This window comes from Streptomyces sp. NPDC052040 (assembly GCF_044548405.1).
Classification (GTDB): domain Bacteria; phylum Actinomycetota; class Actinomycetes; order Streptomycetales; family Streptomycetaceae; genus Streptomyces.
The window spans coordinates 269779-290931 of record NZ_JBIUBV010000008.1; the positions used below are offsets into that span (position 1 = coordinate 269779).

At 71.8% G+C, this 21153-nt stretch carries 18 protein-coding genes; 6 read left to right on the plus strand and 12 right to left on the minus strand.

Annotation, left to right across the window (positions count from 1 at the left end; translation table 11 throughout):
• Positions 1-2: 2 nt before the first annotated feature.
• The 7 genes from ACIHAA_RS18915 to ACIHAA_RS18945 form a co-directional block, all read right to left on the minus strand.
• On the minus strand, positions 3-716 hold the full coding sequence (locus ACIHAA_RS18915; RefSeq protein ID WP_399818475.1) for an NDP-sugar synthase: 714 nt from the start codon (positions 714-716) through the stop codon (positions 3-5).
• 47 nt (positions 717-763) lie between these two features.
• Positions 764-1765 carry a GDP-mannose 4,6-dehydratase gene (locus ACIHAA_RS18920; protein ID WP_399818477.1) on the minus strand — a complete coding sequence of 334 codons (1002 nt, stop codon included), beginning with the start codon at positions 1763-1765 and terminating at the stop codon, positions 764-766.
• Positions 1766-1852: 87 nt separating this feature from the next.
• Positions 1853-3262 (minus strand): hypothetical protein, encoded by a 1410-nt coding sequence (locus ACIHAA_RS18925; RefSeq protein WP_399818478.1) that lies wholly within the window; start codon positions 3260-3262, stop codon positions 1853-1855.
• Positions 3259-4872, minus strand: a complete 1614-nt coding sequence (gene pelF, locus ACIHAA_RS18930) for a GT4 family glycosyltransferase PelF (RefSeq protein ID WP_399818480.1) — start codon at positions 4870-4872, stop codon at positions 3259-3261. Before pelF ends, ACIHAA_RS18925 begins: the two co-directional genes overlap by 4 nt.
• Before the next feature lie 83 nt (positions 4873-4955).
• Positions 4956-7085, minus strand: a complete 2130-nt coding sequence (locus ACIHAA_RS18935; protein ID WP_399818482.1) for a hypothetical protein — start codon at positions 7083-7085, stop codon at positions 4956-4958.
• A 393-nt stretch (positions 7086-7478) separates the two neighbouring features.
• Entirely contained in the window at positions 7479-8003 is a 525-nt protein-coding gene (locus ACIHAA_RS18940; RefSeq protein ID WP_399818483.1) for a hypothetical protein, read from the minus strand.
• Positions 8004-8450: 447 nt separating this feature from the next.
• Complete coding sequence (locus ACIHAA_RS18945; RefSeq protein WP_399818486.1) at positions 8451-9851, minus strand: amino acid permease; 1401 nt, start codon at positions 9849-9851, stop codon at positions 8451-8453.
• Between the two features lie 357 nt (positions 9852-10208).
• Between ACIHAA_RS18945 and ACIHAA_RS18950 the strand changes: the two genes are divergently transcribed.
• The gene (locus ACIHAA_RS18950) at positions 10209-11660 is read left to right on the plus strand and encodes a WGR domain-containing protein (RefSeq protein WP_399818488.1); all 1452 of its coding nucleotides are present in this window, start codon (positions 10209-10211) and stop codon (positions 11658-11660) included.
• A gap of 84 nt (positions 11661-11744) precedes the next feature.
• Here the strand turns inward: ACIHAA_RS18950 and ACIHAA_RS18955 are convergent, their stop codons facing one another.
• Positions 11745-12362 carry a TetR/AcrR family transcriptional regulator gene (locus ACIHAA_RS18955; protein WP_399818490.1) on the minus strand — a complete coding sequence of 206 codons (618 nt, stop codon included), beginning with the start codon at positions 12360-12362 and terminating at the stop codon, positions 11745-11747.
• Positions 12363-12473: 111 nt separating this feature from the next.
• Here ACIHAA_RS18955 and ACIHAA_RS18960 point away from each other — a divergent pair, with 111 nt between their 5' ends.
• Complete coding sequence (locus ACIHAA_RS18960; protein WP_399818491.1) at positions 12474-13265, plus strand: SDR family NAD(P)-dependent oxidoreductase; 792 nt, start codon at positions 12474-12476, stop codon at positions 13263-13265.
• A 110-nt stretch (positions 13266-13375) separates the two neighbouring features.
• On the opposite strand, the gene ACIHAA_RS18965 is transcribed toward ACIHAA_RS18960, so the two are convergent.
• The 3 genes from ACIHAA_RS18965 to ACIHAA_RS18975 form a co-directional block, all read right to left on the minus strand.
• Positions 13376-13795, minus strand: coding sequence for a heme-binding protein (locus tag ACIHAA_RS18965; protein WP_399818495.1), 420 nt, complete (start codon positions 13793-13795; stop codon positions 13376-13378).
• A gap of 198 nt (positions 13796-13993) precedes the next feature.
• Positions 13994-15205: a carbohydrate-binding protein gene (locus ACIHAA_RS18970; protein ID WP_399818497.1), complete on the minus strand. Its 1212-nt coding sequence runs from the start codon at positions 15203-15205 to the stop codon at positions 13994-13996.
• Positions 15206-15422: 217 nt separating this feature from the next.
• Positions 15423-15914, minus strand: a complete 492-nt coding sequence (locus ACIHAA_RS18975) for a winged helix-turn-helix transcriptional regulator (RefSeq protein ID WP_399818500.1) — start codon at positions 15912-15914, stop codon at positions 15423-15425.
• 106 nt (positions 15915-16020) lie between these two features.
• Between ACIHAA_RS18975 and ACIHAA_RS18980 the strand changes: the two genes are divergently transcribed.
• From ACIHAA_RS18980 to ACIHAA_RS18990, 3 genes are all read left to right on the plus strand, one after another.
• Positions 16021-16719: an SDR family oxidoreductase gene (locus ACIHAA_RS18980; protein ID WP_399818502.1), complete on the plus strand. Its 699-nt coding sequence runs from the start codon at positions 16021-16023 to the stop codon at positions 16717-16719.
• A gap of 522 nt (positions 16720-17241) precedes the next feature.
• Positions 17242-18489, plus strand: coding sequence for an XRE family transcriptional regulator (locus tag ACIHAA_RS18985; RefSeq protein WP_399818504.1), 1248 nt, complete (start codon positions 17242-17244; stop codon positions 18487-18489).
• Between the two features lie 65 nt (positions 18490-18554).
• Positions 18555-18920 (plus strand): iron chaperone, encoded by a 366-nt coding sequence (locus tag ACIHAA_RS18990; protein WP_399818506.1) that lies wholly within the window; start codon positions 18555-18557, stop codon positions 18918-18920.
• 146 nt (positions 18921-19066) lie between these two features.
• Here ACIHAA_RS18990 and ACIHAA_RS18995 read toward each other — a convergent pair whose 3' ends face one another.
• Positions 19067-20308, minus strand: a complete 1242-nt coding sequence (locus tag ACIHAA_RS18995; RefSeq protein WP_399818508.1) for a MalY/PatB family protein — start codon at positions 20306-20308, stop codon at positions 19067-19069.
• Between the two features lie 279 nt (positions 20309-20587).
• Here ACIHAA_RS18995 and ACIHAA_RS19000 point away from each other — a divergent pair, with 279 nt between their 5' ends.
• Positions 20588-21151: a DUF2243 domain-containing protein gene (locus ACIHAA_RS19000; RefSeq protein ID WP_399818510.1), complete on the plus strand. Its 564-nt coding sequence runs from the start codon at positions 20588-20590 to the stop codon at positions 21149-21151.
• Positions 21152-21153 lie beyond the last annotated feature (2 nt).

Genomic DNA, 21153 nt, shown 5'->3' on the forward strand with positions numbered 1-21153 from the left:
GCTCAGGCTCCCTTGAGCAGAAGCGGCTTGCGGCTGGTGAACTCGGCGTTGGCCCGGTCGTAGTCGTCCGGACGCCCTATGTCCAGCCAGTAGCCCTCGAACTCGTAGGCGTGCGGCGGTCTCTGCTGGCGCAGCAGGTCCAGGACCAGCTCGTCGAAGCCCAGCGGCAGCCCGGCGGTGTAGCCGTCGAGCGTCTCGCGGGACACGCCGTAGACCCCCATGGAGACGCGGTAGTCAATGCTCGGCTTCTCGGTGAACGCGACGACCTTGCTGGACTCCGTGGTCAGCACCCCGAAGTCGATGTGCACCTTGCGGGCGTACGTGGCGATGGTCAGCGGCGCCCCCGATCCGCGGTGTGTGCGCAGGACGTCGGCGTAGTCCAGGTCGGTCAGGACGTCGCCGTTCATCACGAGGAACGTCTCGGGCAGCCGGTCCCGCAGGGTGAGCAGCGGGCCCATGGTGCCCAGCGGGCTCTCCTCGGTGGCGTAGCCGACGGTCATGCCCCACTGGGAGCCGTCGCCGACATAGGCGCGGATGATCTCGCCCAGATGACCGATGGCGATGGTGCAGTGGGTGAAGCCGGCCGTGGAGAGCTGGCGCAGCACGATCTCCAGGATGGCGTGCTGGTCGCCGATGGGGACGAGGGGCTTGGGCAGCGTGGTGGTGTAGGGCCGCAGCCGGACGCCCTTGCCTCCCGCCAGAATCACTGCGTGCATGGGGGCTCCTCCTTCGTGGATGCCGGGGACAGACGTGCCGGTGGGGATCAGATGTTGTAGATGCCGGTCTTGTAGCGCGCCAGGTTGGCCGGGTCGCGGAAGAAGTCCACGGTGTGCCCGAGGCCTTCCTCCAGCGAGTGGGCAGGGCGCCAGCCCGTGGCCGCGGCCAGCCGGGAGGCGTCCGCGACCAGCCGCATCACCTCGGAGTTCGCGGGCCGGATGCGCTCGGCGTCCTCCCGTACGTCCAGCGGGGTGTCCATCACCTTGCCGATCAGCGCCACCAGGTCGCCCACCGAGATCTCTCCGCCGGTACCGGCGTTGAAGGTGTGGCCCACGACCTGCCCGGCGGGCGCGTTGCCCACAGCGAGGAACGCCTGCGCGGTGTCCCGGACGAAGGTGAAGTCCCGCGTGGGACGCAGATCGCCGAGGGTGATGGTGCGCTGCCCGGCCGCCACCTGGCCGATGACGGTGGGGATCACCGCACGCATCGACTGGCGCGGGCCGAAGGCGTTGAAGGGCCTGAGCGTCACCACCGGGGTGTCGAAGCTCGCGTGGTAGCTGTCGGCCAGCCGGTCCCCGCCCGCCTTCGAAGCGGCGTAGGGGGACTGGGTGTTGATGGGGTGGTCTTCGGTGATCGGCACGGTCTGCGCGGTGCCGTAGGTCTCGCTGGTGGAGGTGTGCACCAGCCGGGGCGTGCCATGGGCGCGCGCCGCCTCCAGCACGTTCAGGGTGCCGGTGACATTGGTGTCCACATAACTGTGCGGCGCCCGGTAGGAGTACGGGATCGCGATCAGGGCGGCCAGGTGGTAGGCGACGTCGGCCCCGTCGAGCAGGCCGCGGACCGACCCGGGGTCGCGGACGTCGCCGAGGACGATCTCCACCTGGTCCAGCACGTCCGGGGTGAGGGTCTCCAGCCACCCGTAGGAGGAGAAGGAGTTGTACAGGACCATGGCCCTGACCCGGTGTCCGGAGGCGACCAGCGCCTCGGTGAGATGGGAACCGATGAAGCCCTCGGCTCCGGTGACGGCGGCGAGCGGTGCTGAGGTCAACTCGTCTGTCCTTCCAATGGGTTGGAGATGCGTGGTGGTACGGGGACCCGCGGCGCGGCCCGGCTGCGGCGTGCCCGGGCCGGTCCATCAGGCGTGCGGGGCGGGCCGTCCGAGCAGGCGCAGCGTGCACGCCGCCAGACACAGCGCGGCCGCGCCGCAGCACAGCGGCAGCATCACCGCGCCCGGTGGCAGACGCAGCAGGGTGACCGCCCCGGCGCCCACCGCGGCGGCGAGGCAGATCACCGCCGACGGCCAGGCCGCACCGAACGCCTGGAGCAGCAGCGCCGTCCACAGCGCGGCCGCGAGCGGCAGCAGGGTGCCCGGGGCGGCACCGGTGAGCAGCGCGGCGGGCAGCAGGGGCAGGACGTAGACGAGCAGACAGCCGGCGAGCACACCCGCCGACCGCACCAGGAATCCGGCGGGTGTCGCGGTGGCGCGCAGCGCGGACACCGACAGCCCCCGGTAGCGGTAGAGCAGCCATTCCGCCGGGCCCATGCTCACCGTCAGCACGATCACGGCATACGGCTCCCGCTGCCCCTCCAGCAGCACCAGTGTTCCCGCGGCCAGCCCGAACAGGCCGTACGGCACGGACACCCCGAGCCCCGGCCTGCTGCCGCCGGCCGCCGCCGGGACGGCGAGAATCTGCCGAAGAGCGCAACCGGCGGCGGCGAGTGTCGCGGCCAGCGCCAGCAGCGGCAGCCCGATCCGCAGCGCCCTCCCCGGCTCCCACCAGGGCAGTACGGCGGCACCTGCGGCCAGCGGGGACAGCGCGGCCAGCAGCAGCCGCTCCCGGCCCAGCACCAGCAGCACGCCCGCCGCCGCGAGATAGAGCGACTGTGCGGCCGCCGCCAGGGTCACCGGGCCGCCCCCGGCGGGCACCGCGGCCAGCGCGGTGGCCAGCGCCGCCCCCAGGGGCGCACCGGCCAGGAGCGTCCGCCCGGCCTCCCGGCGGCCGGTCGCCATCCGCAGATGGGCGCGGTGCCCGAGCGCCTGCCCCCAGGCCCAGGAGGCGAGTCCGGCCACGACGAGCACGGCGGCATGCCGACCGGGGTGCCACACCGGCCCGGTCAGCAGATAGGCCAGTCCCGGCAGGGCGAACAGCACACCCCGCAGCAGGCACCGCACCGTGTCGGGGCGCCAGGGGTCGGCCGCCGGGGCGGGCTCGGGGAAGACCCGGGGCACCCGCTCGTAGAGGGCGGCCGCGAGGGAGAACAGATCGGGGTGCCCGTAGCGCTGCCTGATCACCTCGGCGGACAGGCCCTCCGCCTCCAGCAGCGCGGCCACCTCGTAGGGATGGACCGCGGGACCGACGCGGTCGGCCAGTTCGGCGGCGAGCACGCTGACGGCACCCTCGTCGGGGCCGCGCCCCGGCAGCCGCAGCGCGAGGGTGCTGTCGTCCGCCCGGGGCCGCGGCGCGCGCCGCTCGGTCCCGGCCAGCCGCAGGGCCAGCGTGTCCCGTTCCGCACCGCCCGGTTCGAGCGCCATCGGCCCGCTCATCCGGCCAGACTCCCCGCTCCGGAGGCCGCCGGGGCCGCAGCGCCGTCCGGACCCGGCCCCGCGGGAACCCCCGGAGCACCGGGCGGCACGGGTGCGCGCGGCACCCCGGCCGACCGGGGCCGCCCGCCCGCCGACGGCGCGACGGGCGGTGCGGCGGGGGAAGTCCGGGCGAGCAACGGCAGCTCCAGGTAGATGGAGCGGAAGGTGTCGATGGTCTGGCGCAGGGTGAACTGCTCGATCACCCGCAGCCGCGCCGCCTCTCCCATCGCCCCCCGGCGCCCGGCGTCGCCCAGCAGTTCCAGCGCGGCTGCGGCCATGGCGGCGGGATCGCGAGGCGGCACGACAAGTCCGGTGTCGCCGACGGCCTCCCGCACCCCGCCGACATCCGTGGAGACGGTCGCCCGGCCGCAGGACATGGCCTCGATCAGGGTGAACGGAAAGCCTTCGCTGATGCTGGAGAGCATCACCACATTGCCCGCCGCGTAGGCGTCCCTGATGTCGTCGACCCGGCCCTCGAAGGTGACCGCGTCCGCATGCCCGAGTTCGGCGGCCAGCGCCTCGCACCGCTCCCGGTACGCCTCCCCGCCCCGGGGCGTCCCGCCGAACAGCCGCAGTCGCGCGTCGGGCAGCCGCTCCCGGACCAGGGCGAAGGCGCGGATCAGGGTCTCCAGGTCCTTGATGGGGTCGACCCGGCCCGCCCAGCTCAGGGTGGGCACCTCCGGTTCGGGCCCGGCAGGCGGGAAGGCCGCGGGGTCGACGCCGTTGTACACGGTGCGGATGGACTCCGGGGCGGCACCGCCCTGTTCCTCCCACAGCCGGTTGTAGCGGTTGCCCGGAGTGATCAGGGCCGCCCGGCGGTAGCTCTCCTCCGCCAGCAGCCGGAAGAAGCCGAGGACGACCGCCTTGACCGGCCAGCGGTAGGGGGCGGTGCGGTAGCCGAGGTAGCGTTCGCGCAAGTAGACCCCGTGCTCGGTCAACAGCAGCGGAACGTCGTACCGTTCGAGCCCGGCCAGCCCCGGCAGGACCGCGACACCGCCGCTGACCGCGTGCGCGACCCCCTGCCTCGGCGGCGGCGCGGCCAGCGGGCGCAGGGCGTGCTCCAGCAGTGCGGTGGCGGTGAGTGCGTCGTGCAGGGTGGGGCGGGCCTCGCGCACCGCGAGACCCGGGCGGTTCCACACCGCGGTGAGGATCGCGATCGCCCGGTCGCCGCGCAGGAACGGGCTGAGCGACCCGTCCCCCGCGGCCCGCGCCATCTCGTAGAGAGCCGGGGCGAATCCGTCCTCGGCGCAGGGGTCGAGCAGTGCGGTCAGAAAGCGCTCGTACGCGGCGGCCAGCCGGTTGCGGGCGCGGCCGTGCGGCGGACGGCCCTCGGGCGGGGCGCCCCACATCGGGACCGAGCGGACGCTCGCGACCTGTGCGGGCAGGTCCCAGACGACGGGTTCGCGTCCGGTGCCGGTGACGGCCACGACGTCGAAGTCGATGTCGGGCATGCCCTGGACGAGCTGGTCGCACCAGACGCTGACACCGCCGTGGCTGTGCGGGTAGGTGCCTTCGGTGAGCAGGGTGACGCGCGTCGCCCGGGGGCTACGGGCGCCGTGGTGAACGTGCATCGATGGGCTCCACGGCCGAGGTGTGAGTGGTCGTGCCGTCCCGGCCGCCGACGGGCGGCCGGGACCTTCGGTCGGTGCGCCGTTCAGTGGCCTGTGGGAGAGGCGGTCTGCTTCACGCCCGCCGGAACGCGGACGGCGGGGGCCGGCCGGGTGGCCGGAGCCGGGTGGGCGGCGTGGGCGGCCGGAGCCTTGGTGGCGGTCTCCGGCAGGGTGAGGACGAGCGGGAGGCCGATCGAGGGCGTCCAGCCGGACATCTCACCCGCGTAGGGCGTGCCGAAGGTGAGACCCATGAGCCGGGTGCCCGTGGGAAGGGTGGCGCTGGACGCCACACCGGCCGGTGCCTGGATGGTCACCGTGCTGCCGATGCGGTAGGCGGTGACCTGCCCGGCGTTCAGCGCGGCCTGCCAGGCGGCGCGGCGCTGGAGTTCGGTGCCGATGTCCTTCATCCGCAGGTTCACCACGGGGGTGTTGTCCGCGAACAGGGCGTTGTAGCCGTCGAGGACACCGTTCAGCACCGGGTAGGCGATACGGTCCTCGGAGAGGTTGGACTGGTGGATGAAGTGCGGCTTCGGGTCGTTGGAGAGCACATGGCCGAGGGCGATCCGGGTCTCCAGCGGGACGATGTAGCCGGTGTAGCCGGTCGAGGTGTCCAGTGGTGCGGGCAGGCAGGTGGTGGTCGCCGGGTTGTCCTCGCAGACCCCGCTGCCGCCCTGGGCGCGGCTGGTGTACAGCCAGTTGTACTCGTCGACCTCCTCGGCCGCGTGGCCCGCGTTGTAGAAGACGTTCATCGGGTAGCGGGGGACCGTCATGGCACCGCCCACCCGGCGCTGACCGGGGTCGCGGGAGCTGTCCGAGGCGAGCCAGGTCACCCCGTTGTCGGCGAGGGCGGGGGCCAGGTTGGGGTTGTCGTCCGGCTGCTGCGGCAGCACCTTCAGGCCCGAGTGCTCACCGGTGACCAGCTCGCTGGAGTCGAGAGGCAGTCCGGAGGCCAGCGCCCATGCGCGGTTGTTGGCGATCTCGTCGGAGATGGTGTTGCGGCTCACCCACTTGGTGCTGCCGTCCGGGTTCGTGGTGCACTTCCAGGGCACCACGGTGGTGTCCTGCTCGCAGCCGAGGAAGGCGTGCGTATAGGTGTGGTTGACCCAGCGGAACTGGTTGCGGTCGGCGACCAGCTTGTCGGCGAGCTGGTCCACGCCGTTGTTGTCCTCGCGCTGGTCGACGCTGCCCGAACCGTTGAAGACCAGGTCGAAGGTGAAGTGGTGGCTGTTCTGCCAGGCGGTCGCGTAGTCGACGTCCGCGGAGGTCATCCGGATCGGGTTCGGGGTGCCCGAGTCATTGGTGCAGTCGACGTCGCCCGGTGTGCAGTTGAGCTGGGTGTCCCAGCGGTCGTCGGCGGCGAAGACGTCGTCGACGTGCACGGCGAAGTAGTTCCGCGAGGCCCCGAGGTGCACGCCGCCGGTCATCCACTCGACAATGCCCCGGGCCAGCAGCCGGAACTGCTCCTGGTACTGGTTGTAGACGAAGGTCACGACCAGTTCGCGCCGCCCGTCGTGCCGGTACTCGCCCACCAGCGATCCCCGCTTGGCCGTGCCCGGGATGGGCGCGTCGACGTACGGGGTGAAGTCGGCGCCCGCGGCGGGGGTCGACAGATACGCGTAACTCTCGGGCACCGTCGGGGAGTTGTCCTCGAAGGGCACGGCCCCTTCGAGGTAGCCGAAGGGCCCCGCCTTGCCGGCCGCGGTCACCTGGGCCTGGACCCCGTCGAGGCTGCCGGAGTAGCCACCGGCGACCGGGTACTGGAGACCGGCCTCGGGGCGCGCGTAGGTGTAGGCGTCCACCTGCGGGATCGCGTACGTCTGCTCATAGGCCGCGAGGGCCGCCATCTCGGCGGAGCCCGCGGCGAAAGGGTTGTCGTTGGGCAGGACGACGGCCTGGAACTTGGCGCGGGGCCGTCCGCCCACCGTGTCGGCGAGGAAGGCCGCGTTGATGGTGGGCCGGTCGGATCTGCTGAGGTCGATCTCCGTGTACGGCGTTCCCGCGTCGTCCAGTTCGGCCGCGATGGCCTCGGTGGACGGTCCGCCGTCACTCACCAGGAGGACCCGCAGATCGATGCGGGGTGCGGTGGTGTCGGCGTGGGCCGCGCCGGCCGGCAGCGCCAGTGCGGCAATGAGTGCGCCCACGGTCAGCGTGCTGGTGCGTGTGATCCGCTTCATGCGGTGAAGTCCCCTCCCCGGGCAGGGGCGACCACAGCTCCCGTGGAGCGGACGCACCCCCTGGCGTGACCCCGGCGCCCCCTCAGAAGCCGGCTGTCGACGCTTTCGTCGCGTTACATGGTGATGGCCCTGTGTAGCTTTCGTGGTCCTGTTGCGAAACATGACGGAAAAGCGAAGGTGTCCAACTGGGCATCGTGGAAAGGGAATTGACCCGTATGACTGCCGTGGTGCGGGGATCCGCGCCGCACCACGGGAGTCCGGCCGCTGGTCCGGGCCCTGAACGGCGCACCGGCGGACCGAGTGGTCCGCCGGCCGGGGTGCCGGAGATCCGGGCCGCGGTGGGTGCCCGGTGGCAGGCTGATTCAGGTCACCCACCGCGGTGCCGGACGGCCGTCAGGAGCAGAGGATCCGCGTCTCGGGCGTGTAGACCGGGCCACCGTTGGTGTTGGAGCTGTCGCTGAACTCGGCGTAGTAGTACGAGTAGAAGCCGATGTTGCCGTTGCAGCCGGAGTCGGCGGCGACCTTCAGCGTCAGGGTGACGGTGCGGCTCTGGCCGGGCGGGATGGTGGCGCCGTAGTTGGTGCCGAGGTTGGACGGGCCGGTGCCGGAACAGGGGGTGCTGCCCGCGGCCGTGGCCAGGGCGCAGCCGGTGAAGCTGTACTTCAGGTCTGGGCGCTGCGTGGTCAGCCAGGTCGGGCTGATGGTCTGGTAGACGAACCAGACGTCGTAGGTCTTGTTGTTGGTGATCGTCATCGACAGGTTCACCGTCCCACCCGGGGTGGTGGTGCTGCTGTCGGTGGTGAACGTCAGCGCGGCCGGTGCGGGGTCCGCGCTCGCGCTGGGGGCGAGGCCGAAGAGGGCGAGGACGACGGCGAGGACGGCGGCGAGGCCGAGGTGTCTCTTCAGAGGTGATCGCATGGCCCGGGAGGCTAGGCACTGGGCGAGCGCACCGTCTGCCCCACCGTCCGGGTCCGAGGGGCGGGGCGGCCGGAAGTGCGCCTTGTGTGAAGGCGGTGCGGCGAACCTGTGACCGCACTGTGCCGACCGTATATGCGCACGGCACGGGCGGTGCGGTCCGGCACCGGGGGCGGCGCGGGGCCCCGGACGACGCGATGGTGCGGCCGGGCGTTATTGGCGCATACGAGACCTGAGGGACCGAACGGAGCGCCTGGGGCCCCTATGCATGAGGGGTGATGTTCTCGGCCATTCGTACGTTTCCTGCCGGTGCCCGGGGTGAGCAGGCGCACGGGTGAGGCGGCACCTCGGGCGGGCCGGCGCCCCGGGCGGGCCGGGGGCATGGGTGCGGGGAGTCCGGCGCCGGACCCGGCCCACCGCCGGACGCCCCGCGGTGGGCCGGGTCCGGAATCAGGCCGCCTTGGGGCGGCGCCCGGCCATCACGGCGTAGACGATGATCCCGGCGAACAGGAACAGCACTCCCTGGTACACCGCCGCGTACCCGGCGCCCGCGACGAGCCACAGGGTGAAGGCCGCCGCGATCGCCGTGACCACGGCGTCCCGCACCAGGCGCACCCGGTCGACCTGCTCCCGGCGGCCGGAGACCAGGTGGAACACCTGGGCGGCGGTGGCCAGCAGATAGGGCACGGTCGCGGTGAAGGTGGTGACCAGGACCAGGGTCTCGAAGACCTTGCCCGAGCCCGAGGTGTAGGTGGAGACGGTCAGCAGCGAGGCGAGGACCACGGTGACCCCGACGCCGACGGTGGGAACACCGCGCCGCTTGCGCCCGAAGACGGCCGGGAACAGTCCGTCCTGGGCGGCGGCGTACGGGGTCTGGGCGCTCAGCAGGGTCCAGCCGTTGAGGCAGCCGGTCATCGAGACCAGCGCGGCGAGCGCGACGGCCCAGCCGCCCCAGGAACCGCCGAACATGGCGTTCACGGCATCCGAGAAGGGCGCGGTGGAGTGGACCAGCCGGTCGTGCGCGACCGTGCCGAACACGCTGAGCGTGCCCAGCAGATAGACCAGCGCGGCACCCGTGGTGCCGATGACGGTGGCGCGCCCCACATTGCGCCGGGCGTTCCTGACCTCGCCCGCGCTGACGGCCGCGGACTCCACGCCCAGGTAGGAGAAGAGCAGGACCGCGGCGGAGGCGGAGACCGCCCCGATGGCGCTCCCGCCGCCCTCGTGGAACGGGCCGAGGTTGTGCGGGTCGAAGAAGAACAGCCCGCCGACCGCGACCAGCAGCAGCGGCACGAACTTCAGCACCGTGGAGACGAGTTGCACGGCGCCCACGTAGCGGGTGCCCGCGAAGTTGGCCAGGGCGGGCAGCCATTGGAGGGTGAGGGCGGCCAGGCACGCGGTCCAGCGGTGGCCGTTGACCGGGACCAGCACGTCGAGATAGCCGACGGCGGCCACCGCGAGGGCGGCGTTGGACACCCAGGTGGTGATCCAGTACGCCCAGGCGGCGAGGAACCCGGCGAAGTCGCCGAAGGCCTCGCGGGCGTAGACATAGGGCCCGCCGGTGCGCGGGTCCCGCTCGGCGAGCCGCCCGAAGACCAGGGCGAGGGCGATGGCGCCGACGGTCAGGACACCGAAGGCGACCAGGCTGATCGTGCCGTACGGGGCGACGGAGGCCGGGAGCAGGAAGATGCCGCCGCCGATGATGTTGCCCATGACCAGGGCCGTGGCGACGGGGAGGCCGAAGCGGCGGGAGTGCCGGGTGTTCCCGGCGGGACTCCCGTCGGGGGCGGGGGCCGCGGTGGTCGCCTGCGGGGCCGGAGCCGACTGCGGGACGGTTCCGGTGCTGTGCATAGGGTGGTGCTGCCTCTCTCGAACAGGTGCCCGGGATCGCCGGGGCGCGGCCCATGGTCGGCCATGGCGCGACACCGCTCCAAATCGCAGGTCTTTGTCCTGCGGGCCCCCTCGGACACCGCAAAAGGTGCGCCCACGCGGCCTCGGGGCAGGGAATCGTCCGGCGCTTCCGCCCGGCACCTCTCCGGGCTCCGTCCCAGGTCACAGGGCATGCGCGCGGAAGTCCGCGACGGCACCGCGACGCCTTGGGGGGCCGCCCGCCCGGCAGGCACGGCCGATTGTCAGTGGCTCGCCCTACGGTTTGATCAAGTGGACCGGCCGGAGGGGCCGGCGGTCCGTCCTGGGGAGGGGCGTGTCATGTCTGCGGGGTCCGCGGTGTCGACGACGTATCTGGAGCTGTCGCAGGACGGCGGTGGCGCCCACAAGTTCTACGAAGTGGCCGTGGACGGCCAGGTGGTGACGGTGCGGTACGGACGCATCGGGGCCGCGGGGCAGACCCAGACGACCACCTTCGCCACCGTCGAGAAGGCGCGGGCCGCGGCGGCCAAGAAGGTGGGGGAGAAGGTCCGCAAGGGGTACGCCCCCGCGGTCGCCGGACAGCGCGCCCCGCGCCCGGTGACCCGCCGCCAGGTGACCTCGGCCCCCTCCACCGCCGGTGCCGTCGCCCCCGTGCTGTGGCGGTTCCGCACGGGCTCCTCGGCCTTCGGCATCCATGTCGACGGCGACCGCTGCTGGGTGGGAAACCAGGCGGGCGACGTCTACACCCTGGACCACGAGGGCGGCGTGCTCGCCCGGTTCAGCCTGCCGGACGGTGTGAAGTGCCTGGTCGCCGACGACTTCTGGATCTACGCGGGCTGCGACGACGGCCGGGTCTACGACCTCTCCTCGAAGCTGCCGTTCGCCGCGTACGACATCGCCGCCGACGTCGACATCTTCTGGCTGGACATCCACGAGGGCATCCTCAATGTCTCCGACCGCGCGGGCCGGTTGACCGTCATCGACCACGAGGACGAGCACCAGTGGTCCCGCCGCAGCCAGGGCGAGCACGCCTGGATGGTCCGCGCCGACGACCAGGCTGTCTACCACGGCCACCAGCGGGGCGTCACCGCCTACGCGCCCGACGGCGGCGGCGAGCTGTGGCACACGCCCACCCGTGGCGGCGTCCTGTTCGGCTGGCAGGAGGACGACACCGTCTACGCGGGAACGGCGCACCGCGTGGTCCAGCGCCTGTCCAAGGCGACGGGTGCCATCGAGGCCACCTACGCCTGCGACAGCGCGGTGTACTCGTGCGCCACCTCGCCCGGCGGACGGTTCGTCTTCGCCGGTGACGCGGCGTCGTCCGTCTACTGCTTCGACCGGGACGGCACCCGGCTGTGGAAGCTCGGCACGGGCGGCGGCTCGGCGCTGTCGATGCAGTACCGCGACGAGCGGCTCTACCTGGTGACCACGGACGGCTCGCTGGTGTGCGTGGACGCGACCGAGGCGGCCATCTCCGCGGCGCAGCAGGGCACGGTGCCGGTGGCACGCGATGTGAAGCTGGCCGCCGCCCTCCCCACCTACGCCCCCGCCACGGCCGTGGCCGCGGTGGACACCGTGGTCCAGGTTCCCGCCGGGTCGGTCGTCGTGGAGTGCATCCAGGACCGGGGGCGGGTACGGGTGCATGTGGTGTCCGAGGGCTTTGAGCCCTCCTGGAACGTCCAGTTCCCGCGCGCGATACGCGAGCCGGGGGCGCGCTACGTCGTGGACGCCCTGCACGCGGCGGCGGGCGGCTTCTACCGGGTCCGCGGTGACATCCGGCGACTGGTCTGACCGGAGCGGGCCACGGCCCGGTCCTGATGACCGATGGGGCCGCGGACCGGTCCGATGCCTACCGGTGTTGCCTACCGGTATTGCCTACGGTGTTGCCTGCGCTGTGGTCTGTGGTGTGGCCCGCAGCCCGGCCAGCAGCACCTGGAGGGCGAGTTCGGCGGCCTCCTCCAGCGGGGTGTCGTCGAGCAGCCCGCCCACGGCCAGGGTGGCCAGCCCGTGCACGGTGGAGAACGCGACCTGGGCCAGGCGGACGGGGTCACCGGACCGCAGGACACCGCCGTCCTGCGCCTCGGCCACCAGCCGGGCGGCGATCTCCAGGGACTGGTGCCCGAGGTCCCGCAGCTCCTGGGTGGACTGCTCGGCGTGCTTCGCGGTGAACATCAGCTGGAGCAGGGCGGAGCGCTCGACGGCGAAGGCCAGATAGGCGCGGCCGAGTGCGGTCAGCCGCACCTCGACCGCCCCGGGGCCGTCCGCGGCCTCCTGGAGCCGCTGGTTGAGTTCGATGAAGCCGCTGACCACCAGTGCGTCCAGTACGGCCTGGCGGTCGCGGAAGTGACGGGTCGGCGCGGCATGGCTGACGCCGAGGTCGCGGGCGAGACCGCGCAGGGAGAGCCCGACGGCTCCGGTCTCGGTCAGCACGGCCTCGGCCCGCTCCAGCAGGGCCGCTCGCAGATTGCCGTGATGGTAGGAGCCTTCGGGCACGGCGCTCTCTCCTCGAGGTAGACGGATCAATGTTGGCGGTTGACTACAATGTTTTAGGTTGCCTACATTGATTGTCCCGCATGCCGTGGCAAGGAAGTGGAGCACCAGACAATGTCCAGAATGTCCTACCGGGGGACGACCGCCCTGATCACCGGAGCCAGCTCCGGCCTGGGCGAGGAGTTCGCCCGCCAGTGGGCCGAGCGGGGTGCCGACGTGGTCCTCGTCGCCCGTCGCGTCGAGCGGCTCCAGGAACTCGCCACCGAACTGGAGAAGACGCACGGCATCACCGCCGTGCCCGTCGAGGCGGACCTCGCGCGGCCGGGCGCCGCGGCGGCCCTGCGGGCGGACCTCGACGCCCGCGGTATCACCGTGCAGACGCTGATCAACAACGCGGGCTTCGGAAGCCACGGGGCGTTCCTGGACCAGGATCCGGACGAGATCTCCCGCATGATCCAGCTCAACGTCGGGGCGGTCGCCGACCTTTCCCGCATCTTTCTGCCCGATCTGGTGGCCGACGGCCGGGGCGCCCTGGTGACGGTGGCGAGCGTCGCCGGCTACCAGCCCACCCCCGCGATGGCGGTCTACGGCGCCACCAAGGCGTTCGTCCTCCAGCTGACGGAGGCCCTCGCCTACGAGACCCGCGGGTCCTCGCTGCGGGTGCTCGCCGTGTCGCCCGGACCGGTCAGTACGGAGTTCTTCGATGTGGTCGGCAGCCGTGACGCGATGGTGGGGCGGGTCGCCACGGCCAACGGCGTGGTGACCGCGGCCCGCCGTGCCCTGGAGCGCGGCAGTACTCCGCCCAGCATGGTCGTGGGGCTGTCCAACCATGTCTCGACAGTGGCAGCCGCGCTCGCACCGCGCCGCCTCGCTTTGCTGATCGCCGGGCGCTCACTGAAGGCCTGAAAAAACAGCCGGACGGCCTGATGCGCGGGGCCCGGGCAGAGGCGACTCTGCCCGCGCTCCGCGCATGTCATGGCCCGACGGCCACGGCGCTGCCTGAATCAGGCGAGGGATCAGGCGAGAGACTCGACGGCCGCCGTGGCGAAGGTGTGGTCCTGCTCGGGGGCGCCACCGCCCACGCCGATCGCGCCGATGAGCCGCCCCTCGCGGTGGAGGGGGAGGCCGCCCGCGATGAAGAGCAGCGGGCGGTCCAGAGCGGTGGGCAGCGTGTGGAAGGGGCCGCCCGGCTTGACCGCCTCGACCAGTTCGGCGGTGGGTGCGTTGAGCTGGAGCGCGGTGTAGGCCTTGCGGTTGCTGGTCTCCCCGGAGATCAGTACGGCCTGGTCGTCGCGACGGAAGGCGAGGAGGTGGCCCCCGGCATCGAGGACGGTGACGCTGACGGTGACTCCGGCGGCCTCGGCGGCGCGCCGGGCGGTCGCGACCAGGGCCTCGGCGTCCTGTGTGGTCAGCGGAGTGACGGCGGTGGTGCTCATGGGGATCGCTCCAAGGGGTGGTTCGGGAGGTGATCGTCTCGGCGCCCGGCGAATCGCGCGGGCAGGGGAGGGGCCCCCGCCCCGCACGATTGCGTGCGGCGCTTACATGCGAACACAATAATTGCAGACGCGCTATGAATCAAAGCGCGCCATACACTGCACGCCGTAAACCACCCCTTGCAACTGTCACGTCGTGCGTCAGCAGGCCCCCTCGTCCTCCCAGGGGCCCCAGGACGCCGCGCCGGGCACCTCGTTCTGGGTCCACCACTTCGCCTTCCAGTTGTGCCCGCCGTAGGACACCTCGTTGCCCGCCGTGTAGACCGCCGTCGAACTCCAGGCCGACTTGCAGACCGTGCCCGGCGGTGTCGGAGTCGGTGTCGGCGTCGGGGGAGAGGCGGGCGGGGTCGCACCGGCGAACTCCGTCGAGAACTTGGCGAAGTCCCACGCGTTCTGCGCCACGCTGGAGCAGGTGCCCGAGGTGCGGCCGTCGTTGTCCACGGGGGTGCACGGCCGGTCGCGGTTGAGGGCCCAGAAGGTGAAGCGGTCCATGGCGTGGCTGGTCGCGTAGTCCAGCACCGTCCGGAAATCGGCCTGGGTGAACATCTCACCGGTGTCGCTGCGCCCGTTCATCCCGGAGAAGCCCTCGTGGGCGTAGGCGGTCGCCTGGTCCCAGCCGAAGGTGGACTGGAGAATCGCGTTGAAGTTGGTGAGCGCGGCGGTCTGCGATGCGGCGCCGTTGAAGCCGCCGTCGAACGGCATGATGGAGAAGTTGTTCGGGGTGAACCCCTGCGACTTCGCCTCCAGGAGCATCTGCTTGCCGAACCAGCCGGTCCCGTCCGCGGTGCCGGCCGTGGTGACGGAGACATAGAGGCCGGGGTTGTTCTGCTGGAGCATCCTGGCGGCGCCGATCTCGTTCTGGATCGCCGCCGTGTTCTCGTACTCCGGCTCCTCCAGGTCGAAGTCGATCGCGTGCAGGCCGTACTTGGTGATGACCTGCTGGTACGCCGCCGCCGTGGCGGCCGCGTCCGGGCATGCCTGGCCGAGCTTGGTGCCGCCGTACCCGCCGATGGAGACCGAGACGTCACCGCCCTTGGCGCGGATGGTGCTGATCTTCGACTGGACGGCGGTGTCCGACGACACGGGTGCCGTACCGCCCCAGGTGGGCGAGCAGCCACCGCCGTCGGGGGCCAGGATGAAGGCGAGTTGGAAGGCCTTCAGGCCGGTGGCGTCCATGATGGCGGCCGGGTCCGGTGGGTCGTTGTCCAGAGGCATCAGATAGGGGGCCGCGGCGTACCAGCGGTTGTTCAACGCGCCGGCCGCCCCCGACGCATGGCCCGCGACCAGCGCCGTCGTGCCCAGCGTGGCGAGACCGAATGCGGCCGCGCCCAGGCAAGTGCGAAGACGTCTCACCGTATGTCTCCAGTGGGGGAGGGGGGGAGTCGCTCCAGGGTCTTCGCAGTGTTGCGAGCACGTCAACACTCTGGTCCAGACCAAATTCACGCTTGGTCTGGACCAGGACTGTCCTTGACCCGACCCGACCTGACTGACTCGACCTGGCTGGACCCGCCGGGACTCGACCTCGCACCTCCCCCTGTCCCTGTCCTCGGCCCCCGAAGGTGCCCGTACCTCAGGTGTCGTCCGTGCCCGCCCGGATCAGGCCGGGGCCGCGGTCGACGAAGGAGTCCCTGTCCGTCACGTCGTGGCCGTCCTCGCAGCGGAGCGCCGCGTGCACCGCGGCGCCGCACTCCTTGTGGCGTACGACCACCGGGGGGCCCTGTTCGTCCGAGGCCCAGGTGTCGCCCCACTGGCGCAGCGCCATGAGTACCGGCAGGAAGTCGCGGCCCTTCTGGGTGAGTTGGTAGGCGTACCGGGTCCGCTGGCCCGGCTCCTGATAGGGGACGCGCTCCAGAAGTCCGGCGGCGGTCAGCTCCTTGAGGCGGGCGGCGGCGGCGGGCTCGCCGATGCCCACGCGCCGGGCGAAGTCGTCGAAGCGGCGGGTGCCGAAGAACGCCTCGCGCATGATCAGCATCGCCGTTCTGGTGCCGACGATCTCCAGGGCGCGGGCGATGGTGCAGTTGGTCATGGACCAGGCGTCGCGTTCCGTCAGCAGATCGGTCATGGGTCCACCCTAACCTGACTTGCCTAACCCGTAGCCAGGCGGTAGCGTCCTGGCTGACTTCGGTAATCATTAGTCAGCCCGGGGCTTCCCCGGGGAGGAGGAATCAATGGACATCAGCACCGCAACCGCCCTGGTCACCGGCGCCAACCGCGGACTCGGCCGGGTTCTCGCCCAGGAGCTGGCCGCCCGCGGAGCCACGGTGTACGCCGCGGCCCGGCGGCCGGAGGAGATCGACGTGCCCGGAGTGAAGACGGTCCGGCTCGACATCACCGACCCCGACTCCGTCGCCGCCGCAGCCGAGCAGGGCCGCGAAGTCAACGTCCTGATCAACAACGCGGGCACCTCGACCGGAGCGGACCTGCTGACGGGCGACTGGGACGACATCCGCCTGGAGCTGGACACCCACTACCTGGGCACCCTGCGCATGATCAGGGCCTTCGCCCCGGCGATCGAGGCACAGGGCGGCGGATCGATCCTCAACATCCTCTCCGTCCTGTCATGGGTCAGCCTGCCCGCCATCGGCGCCTACTCCGCCGCCAAGTCCGCGGAGTGGAGCATGACCAACGCACTGCGCCAGGAGCTTGCCCCCAAGGGCATCACCGTCGCCGGACTCCACGTCGGCTACATGGACACCGACATGGCACGCCATGTGACCACGCCCAAGATCGACCCGCGGGACGTCGCCCGCGCGGCCGTGGACGGCATCGCCGCCGGGGCGCACGAGATCGTCGCCGACGACTTCAGCCACCAGGTCCAGGCAGGCCTCTCCGGCGGCGTCGCCGCCCTCTACCCCCAACTCGGCTGAGCCGGGAGGGCCGTGCTCCCCACTGTGCCGCGCCGCTCGGGTCCGCAGGTGCGGCACAGTGGAGGCACCGGAAGGACCGGCTCGCTGCTCCTCGACCATCCGGTGCCGCCCGTCCCCCCTCCCCCCCAGGCCCGCGTGCTCATCACGCTCATCGAGATGTTCCTCGTGGGTCACCGTGGCCCGCCCCCTTGTGGCGGCGGATCTCCACGTTGCAGTCGCTGACCTTGCTCAGGTTGCCCCGCCCCCAGGCCTCGTCCCGCTGCCGGGCGAGCGCACCACACACATCGCAGCCCTCCACCGGCACCGGTTCGAGTGGAGGAAGTCCGAGGTGGACGGGGTCACTTGCTGTCACCCGCCCGGTCCGCCCCGTACGTTGCCGCATGTCGTCGCTCCTTCGAAGCGTCGGCCGCGCCCCGGGACGGCTGGCACCGTCGCCGGGGTCTCTGTGCGTCAACCCTTGCGCCGACGCACCACCGGCATCAATCGGACCGCCCTATGGTGCGGCCCTATACCGTTGTGTCCATGGGGGAGTTGACGCCCGACCTCTGGTCCCACCCGCGTCTCGTCGCCGCTGTCGCCGCCGAGGACTGGGGAACGGTTCTGCGCGTGTACCGGACGCTGACCGGTCTCAGCCAGACCCGCCTCGGGGAACGGGTCGGCCTCGTTCAGCCCGACATCTCCGCCATTGAGCGGGGCCACCGCAGGGTCACATCCCTGGAGGTCCGGCAGCGCATCGTGGCCGGGCTGGACATCCCCACCGATCGTGTGCGCGTCCGCGCCGAGGCTCCGGCGGCGCCGGTCGCCGGGCTTGCGCTCTCCGGGCCGGTGCCCGACGAAGATCTTCTCACCCGGGTGACGAGTGTGGTCGGTTCGGGATGCCGGGTCGACGCCCCGACCCTGGACTGGCTCGACCGGCTGCTGTCCGAGCACCGTCGCGCCGAGGACCGGATCGGCTCCCGCCCGCTGGCGGAGATCATGCGGCAGCAACTCCGCACCGTGGTCGACCTGTACGCATCGGCCCGGGGCCCACTGGCCGACCGGGTCGTGCGCCTGGCCTCCGAACACGCGCAGTTCCTGGCCTGGATGGCGCAGGACCAGGGGCGGCCGGCCGCCGCACTCGCCTGGTACGACCGGAGTCACGAATGGGCCCTGGAGGCCGGGGACGCCGACATGGCCGCGACCACCCTCAGCATGAAGGCGCACATGGCGTGGTCGGGCGGCCGGGGTGACCGTACCGTCCGTCTGGCCGAAGCTGCGCGCTGGTCGGCCCCCGGCACTTCCCTCGGAGTCCAGGGCATGGCTGCGCAGATGGCCGCCAGGGGGCACGTACTCAACGGTGACGGCGGCGACGCCGAACGCCTCCTGGACGAGGCGCAGTCGCTCATCGGCCGGGCGGCCGAGCACCCCGAGGACGAGCCGGTCTGGATGTACTTCTACGGCGAGACCTGGTTCACGCTTCAGCGGGGCATGTCCGCACTGCACCTCAAGGACTGGCGGGGCGCCGTCGGTCACCTCACCGTCGGGCTGCACGCCCTTGCGGACGAGTACCGGCGGGACAAGACCTGGTACCGCACCTGCCTGGCTCATGCCTACGCCGGAGCCGGGGAGCCTGCCCAGGCACTCTCCGAGGCCCTGGCGTCCGCCCCCGACGCCTCGGCCGTAGGCCGCCCGCACTCCTGGAGTGAGCTTCACTCCACGGCGGTCCTGCTGCTGCGCCGGGGTGCACCCGAAGGGCGGCAGCTGGTGTCCGCGCTCCGCGAGTACGGCTGATCAGCTCCCCCCCACCCGTCACCTGAATGTTGATATGGGCTTCACATCCGGCATAGCCTCATTGAATGGTGCGGAGCTCGGCGGACGACGTAGACGGTTACCTGGCCGAGGTTCCCGGGGAACGCAGGGCTGTGCTGGCCAGGGTGCGGCGGCTGTGCCGTGCGGAACTGGTGGGCTTCGACGAGGTCATGGCGTACGGGATGCCCGCATACGAGCGGGACGGCGTCTGCGAGATCGCCTTCGCCGGCCAGAAGCAGTACCTCTCCTTCTATCTCCTGCGCAGTGACGTCCGTGAGGCGTTCGAGGAGCGGCTGTCCGGGCAGGACATGGGCAAGGGCTGCCTTAGGTTCCGCAGGCCGGAGAACGTCGACTTCGACCTGTTGCGAGACCTGCTCAGGGCCACCGCCGCCCGGCCCGGCACGATCTGCTGACGCTGCCAGGCACCCGGGCGCCGACATCCCGCTTCCTGCGGGTGCGGGGACATGCACGTGTGAGCCCTGCCCGGCGCTCCGCAGAGACCGCCCCGGAGTTCCGGGGCGGTCTTTTTCCGTCGGCCCTGCCCCGTCCCCCGCCCTCGTCACAGCTCGCGCAGCGCGTGCCCCATCCTGGTCACCGCCTCGCGCAGAATCGTCGGCGAGGTCGCGAAGTTGAGCCGGACGCACCCGGCCCCGCCGGAACCGAAGACATGCCCCGAACTGAGCGCCACCCGGGCCTTGTCGAGGAACAGCCTCGCCGGTCCGGCCACGTCGCTCACCACACCGGGGCCGTCGGAGACCGAGTCGTCGTGCAGGCCCAGCTCCGTGCAGTCCAGCCAGGCCAGATAGGTGCCCTGCGGGGGGACGTACCGGACACCGGGAAGGTGTTCCGCGACGAGCCGCCCAAGAAGCCGCCGGTTGTCGTCGAGCCCCCGCAGCAGGTCGTCCAGCCAGTCCCCGCCCTCGCGGAAGGCCGCGGTGTGCGCGATGACCCCCAGATGGCTGGGCCCATGGCCGACCTCCTCCGGCATCCGGCGCAGTTCGTCGGCCGCTTCCGGTCCCGCGATCGCCAGCGCGGCCTTGAGGCCGGGGAGGTTCCACGCCTTGGAGGCTGAGGTCAGCGCGAAGGCGTTCTCGGCGCCCGGGACGCGGAGGAAGGGCGTGAAGACGGCACCGGGCAGCACCAGCGGGGCATGGATCTCGTCCGACACCACCCGAACGCCGTGGGCCCGCGCCAGTCCCGCGACGGTCCGCAGTTCGTCGCGGGTGTGGACGACCCCGGTCGGGTTGTGCGGATTGCTCAGCAGGAACGCCGCGCGACGGCCGCCGCTCCGGGCCCGTACGAACGCCTGCTCAAGGGCGGCCGGATCGATCCGCAGATCCCGGCCGAGCCGCGCCTCGACGACCTCCCTGCCGTCGTGGGCGATGAACGCGTAGAAGGGCGGATACACCGGTGAGCACACCACGACGGCGTCCCCGGGATCGGTGACCAGCCGGAGCACCTCGACTACGCCCATCATGACGTCGGGCACGATCGCCGTCCGCTCGATGCGCAGATCGTCCCAGCCCCACCGGTCACGGGCGAACTCCGCGACCGCCTCGGCGTACGCGGTCCCGTGCGGGTAACCGGTGTCGCCGAGGTCGATCGTCGTGTGCAGGGCCTCGGCCACGGTGGGTGCGAGCGGCACATCCATCTCCGCGACCCACAGCGGCAGCACATCCGGGGGATGCACCCGCCACTTCATGCTCGTACGCTTGCGCAACTGCTCCAGGGAAAGCTGTGCGAGGGGGTTCGTCCAAGGACCCCTCCCGTCGTCGGAAGCCGCCCTCCGGGTGTGATCCATGCTCTGCGCTCCCCTGGCCGTGGACAAGCGGGCTTGGTCTGCCGGGCACCTCTCATGGTGGCGCCGTCGGCCGCCGACCGACAACGCTCGGGGACAGTCCGTTCGCCGCGGGTCCCGGGCGCCTCACCCTCCCGCCGTAGGCCGACCGCCGCAGCCGCCCCGCACCCCGGTAGGCCGTGCGGAGGAACCGGCCGCGCCGGATGCGCCGCGGACGCCCGGCCGGGATATGCACACAGGGGAGAACCGGGATGCCCGGACGGCACGGAGAAAGGGAGGCCGATGGCGACCACCACCGCGGACGGGGCCCTGGCGGGGCCCTCGCCCGTCAGCCTTCAGCTGCCGGGCATCGTGCTGGGGGTGGGCCTGGGCGGCTTCGTCGACGGCATCCTGCTGCACCAGCTCCTCCAGTGGCACCACATGCTCAGCAGCACCAACCACGACCGCATCGGCGTCAAGTACTACGACCCCCACACCGTCTCCGGGCTGGAGATGAACACCCTGTGGGACGGCATCTTCCACACCGTGTGCTGGATCGCCGTACTGACCGGACTCGCGGTCCTCTACTCCCGGGTCACCCACGGCCGCCGCCGGGTGTGGACGTCCCGGGTGCTGTGGGGCTGGACCCTGGTGGGCTGGGGCCTCTTCAACCTCGTCGAAGGCGTTCTGGACCACCAGATCCTCGGCATCCATCATGTGCACGGCGGCCCGTACCAGGTCTGGTGGGACATCGCCTTCCTGGTCCTGGGCGCCCTGCTGGTCGGCTTCGGATGGCTCCTCCAGCGCGGCGGGCAGCCCTTCGATCCCGACGCTCCCGTCACCCGCCCGTCGGCGCCGGGCGCTTGATG

Excerpts from the sequence above, each read along its gene's own strand:
- ACIHAA_RS18915 (WP_399818475.1), bottom strand. The coding sequence starts at position 716 with ATGCACGCAGTGATTCTGGCGGGAGGCAAGGGCGTCCGGCTGCGGCCC.
- ACIHAA_RS18925 (WP_399818478.1), bottom strand. The coding sequence starts at position 3,262 with ATGAGCGGGCCGATGGCGCTCGAACCGGGCGGTGCGGAACGGGACACG.
- pelF (WP_399818480.1), bottom strand. The coding sequence starts at position 4,872 with ATGCACGTTCACCACGGCGCCCGTAGCCCCCGGGCGACGCGCGTCACC.
- ACIHAA_RS18935 (WP_399818482.1), bottom strand. The coding sequence starts at position 7,085 with ATGAAGCGGATCACACGCACCAGCACGCTGACCGTGGGCGCACTCATT.
- ACIHAA_RS18940 (WP_399818483.1), bottom strand. The coding sequence starts at position 8,003 with ATGCGATCACCTCTGAAGAGACACCTCGGCCTCGCCGCCGTCCTCGCC.
- ACIHAA_RS18945 (WP_399818486.1), bottom strand. The coding sequence starts at position 9,851 with ATGCACAGCACCGGAACCGTCCCGCAGTCGGCTCCGGCCCCGCAGGCG.
- ACIHAA_RS18950 (WP_399818488.1), top strand. The coding sequence starts at position 10,209 with ATGTCTGCGGGGTCCGCGGTGTCGACGACGTATCTGGAGCTGTCGCAG.
- ACIHAA_RS18960 (WP_399818491.1), top strand. The coding sequence starts at position 12,474 with ATGTCCAGAATGTCCTACCGGGGGACGACCGCCCTGATCACCGGAGCC.
- ACIHAA_RS18965 (WP_399818495.1), bottom strand. The coding sequence starts at position 13,795 with ATGAGCACCACCGCCGTCACTCCGCTGACCACACAGGACGCCGAGGCC.
- ACIHAA_RS18975 (WP_399818500.1), bottom strand. The coding sequence starts at position 15,914 with ATGACCGATCTGCTGACGGAACGCGACGCCTGGTCCATGACCAACTGC.
- ACIHAA_RS18980 (WP_399818502.1), top strand. The coding sequence starts at position 16,021 with ATGGACATCAGCACCGCAACCGCCCTGGTCACCGGCGCCAACCGCGGA.
- ACIHAA_RS18985 (WP_399818504.1), top strand. The coding sequence starts at position 17,242 with ATGGGGGAGTTGACGCCCGACCTCTGGTCCCACCCGCGTCTCGTCGCC.
- ACIHAA_RS18990 (WP_399818506.1), top strand. The coding sequence starts at position 18,555 with ATGGTGCGGAGCTCGGCGGACGACGTAGACGGTTACCTGGCCGAGGTT.
- ACIHAA_RS18995 (WP_399818508.1), bottom strand. The coding sequence starts at position 20,308 with ATGGATCACACCCGGAGGGCGGCTTCCGACGACGGGAGGGGTCCTTGG.
- ACIHAA_RS19000 (WP_399818510.1), top strand. The coding sequence starts at position 20,588 with ATGGCGACCACCACCGCGGACGGGGCCCTGGCGGGGCCCTCGCCCGTC.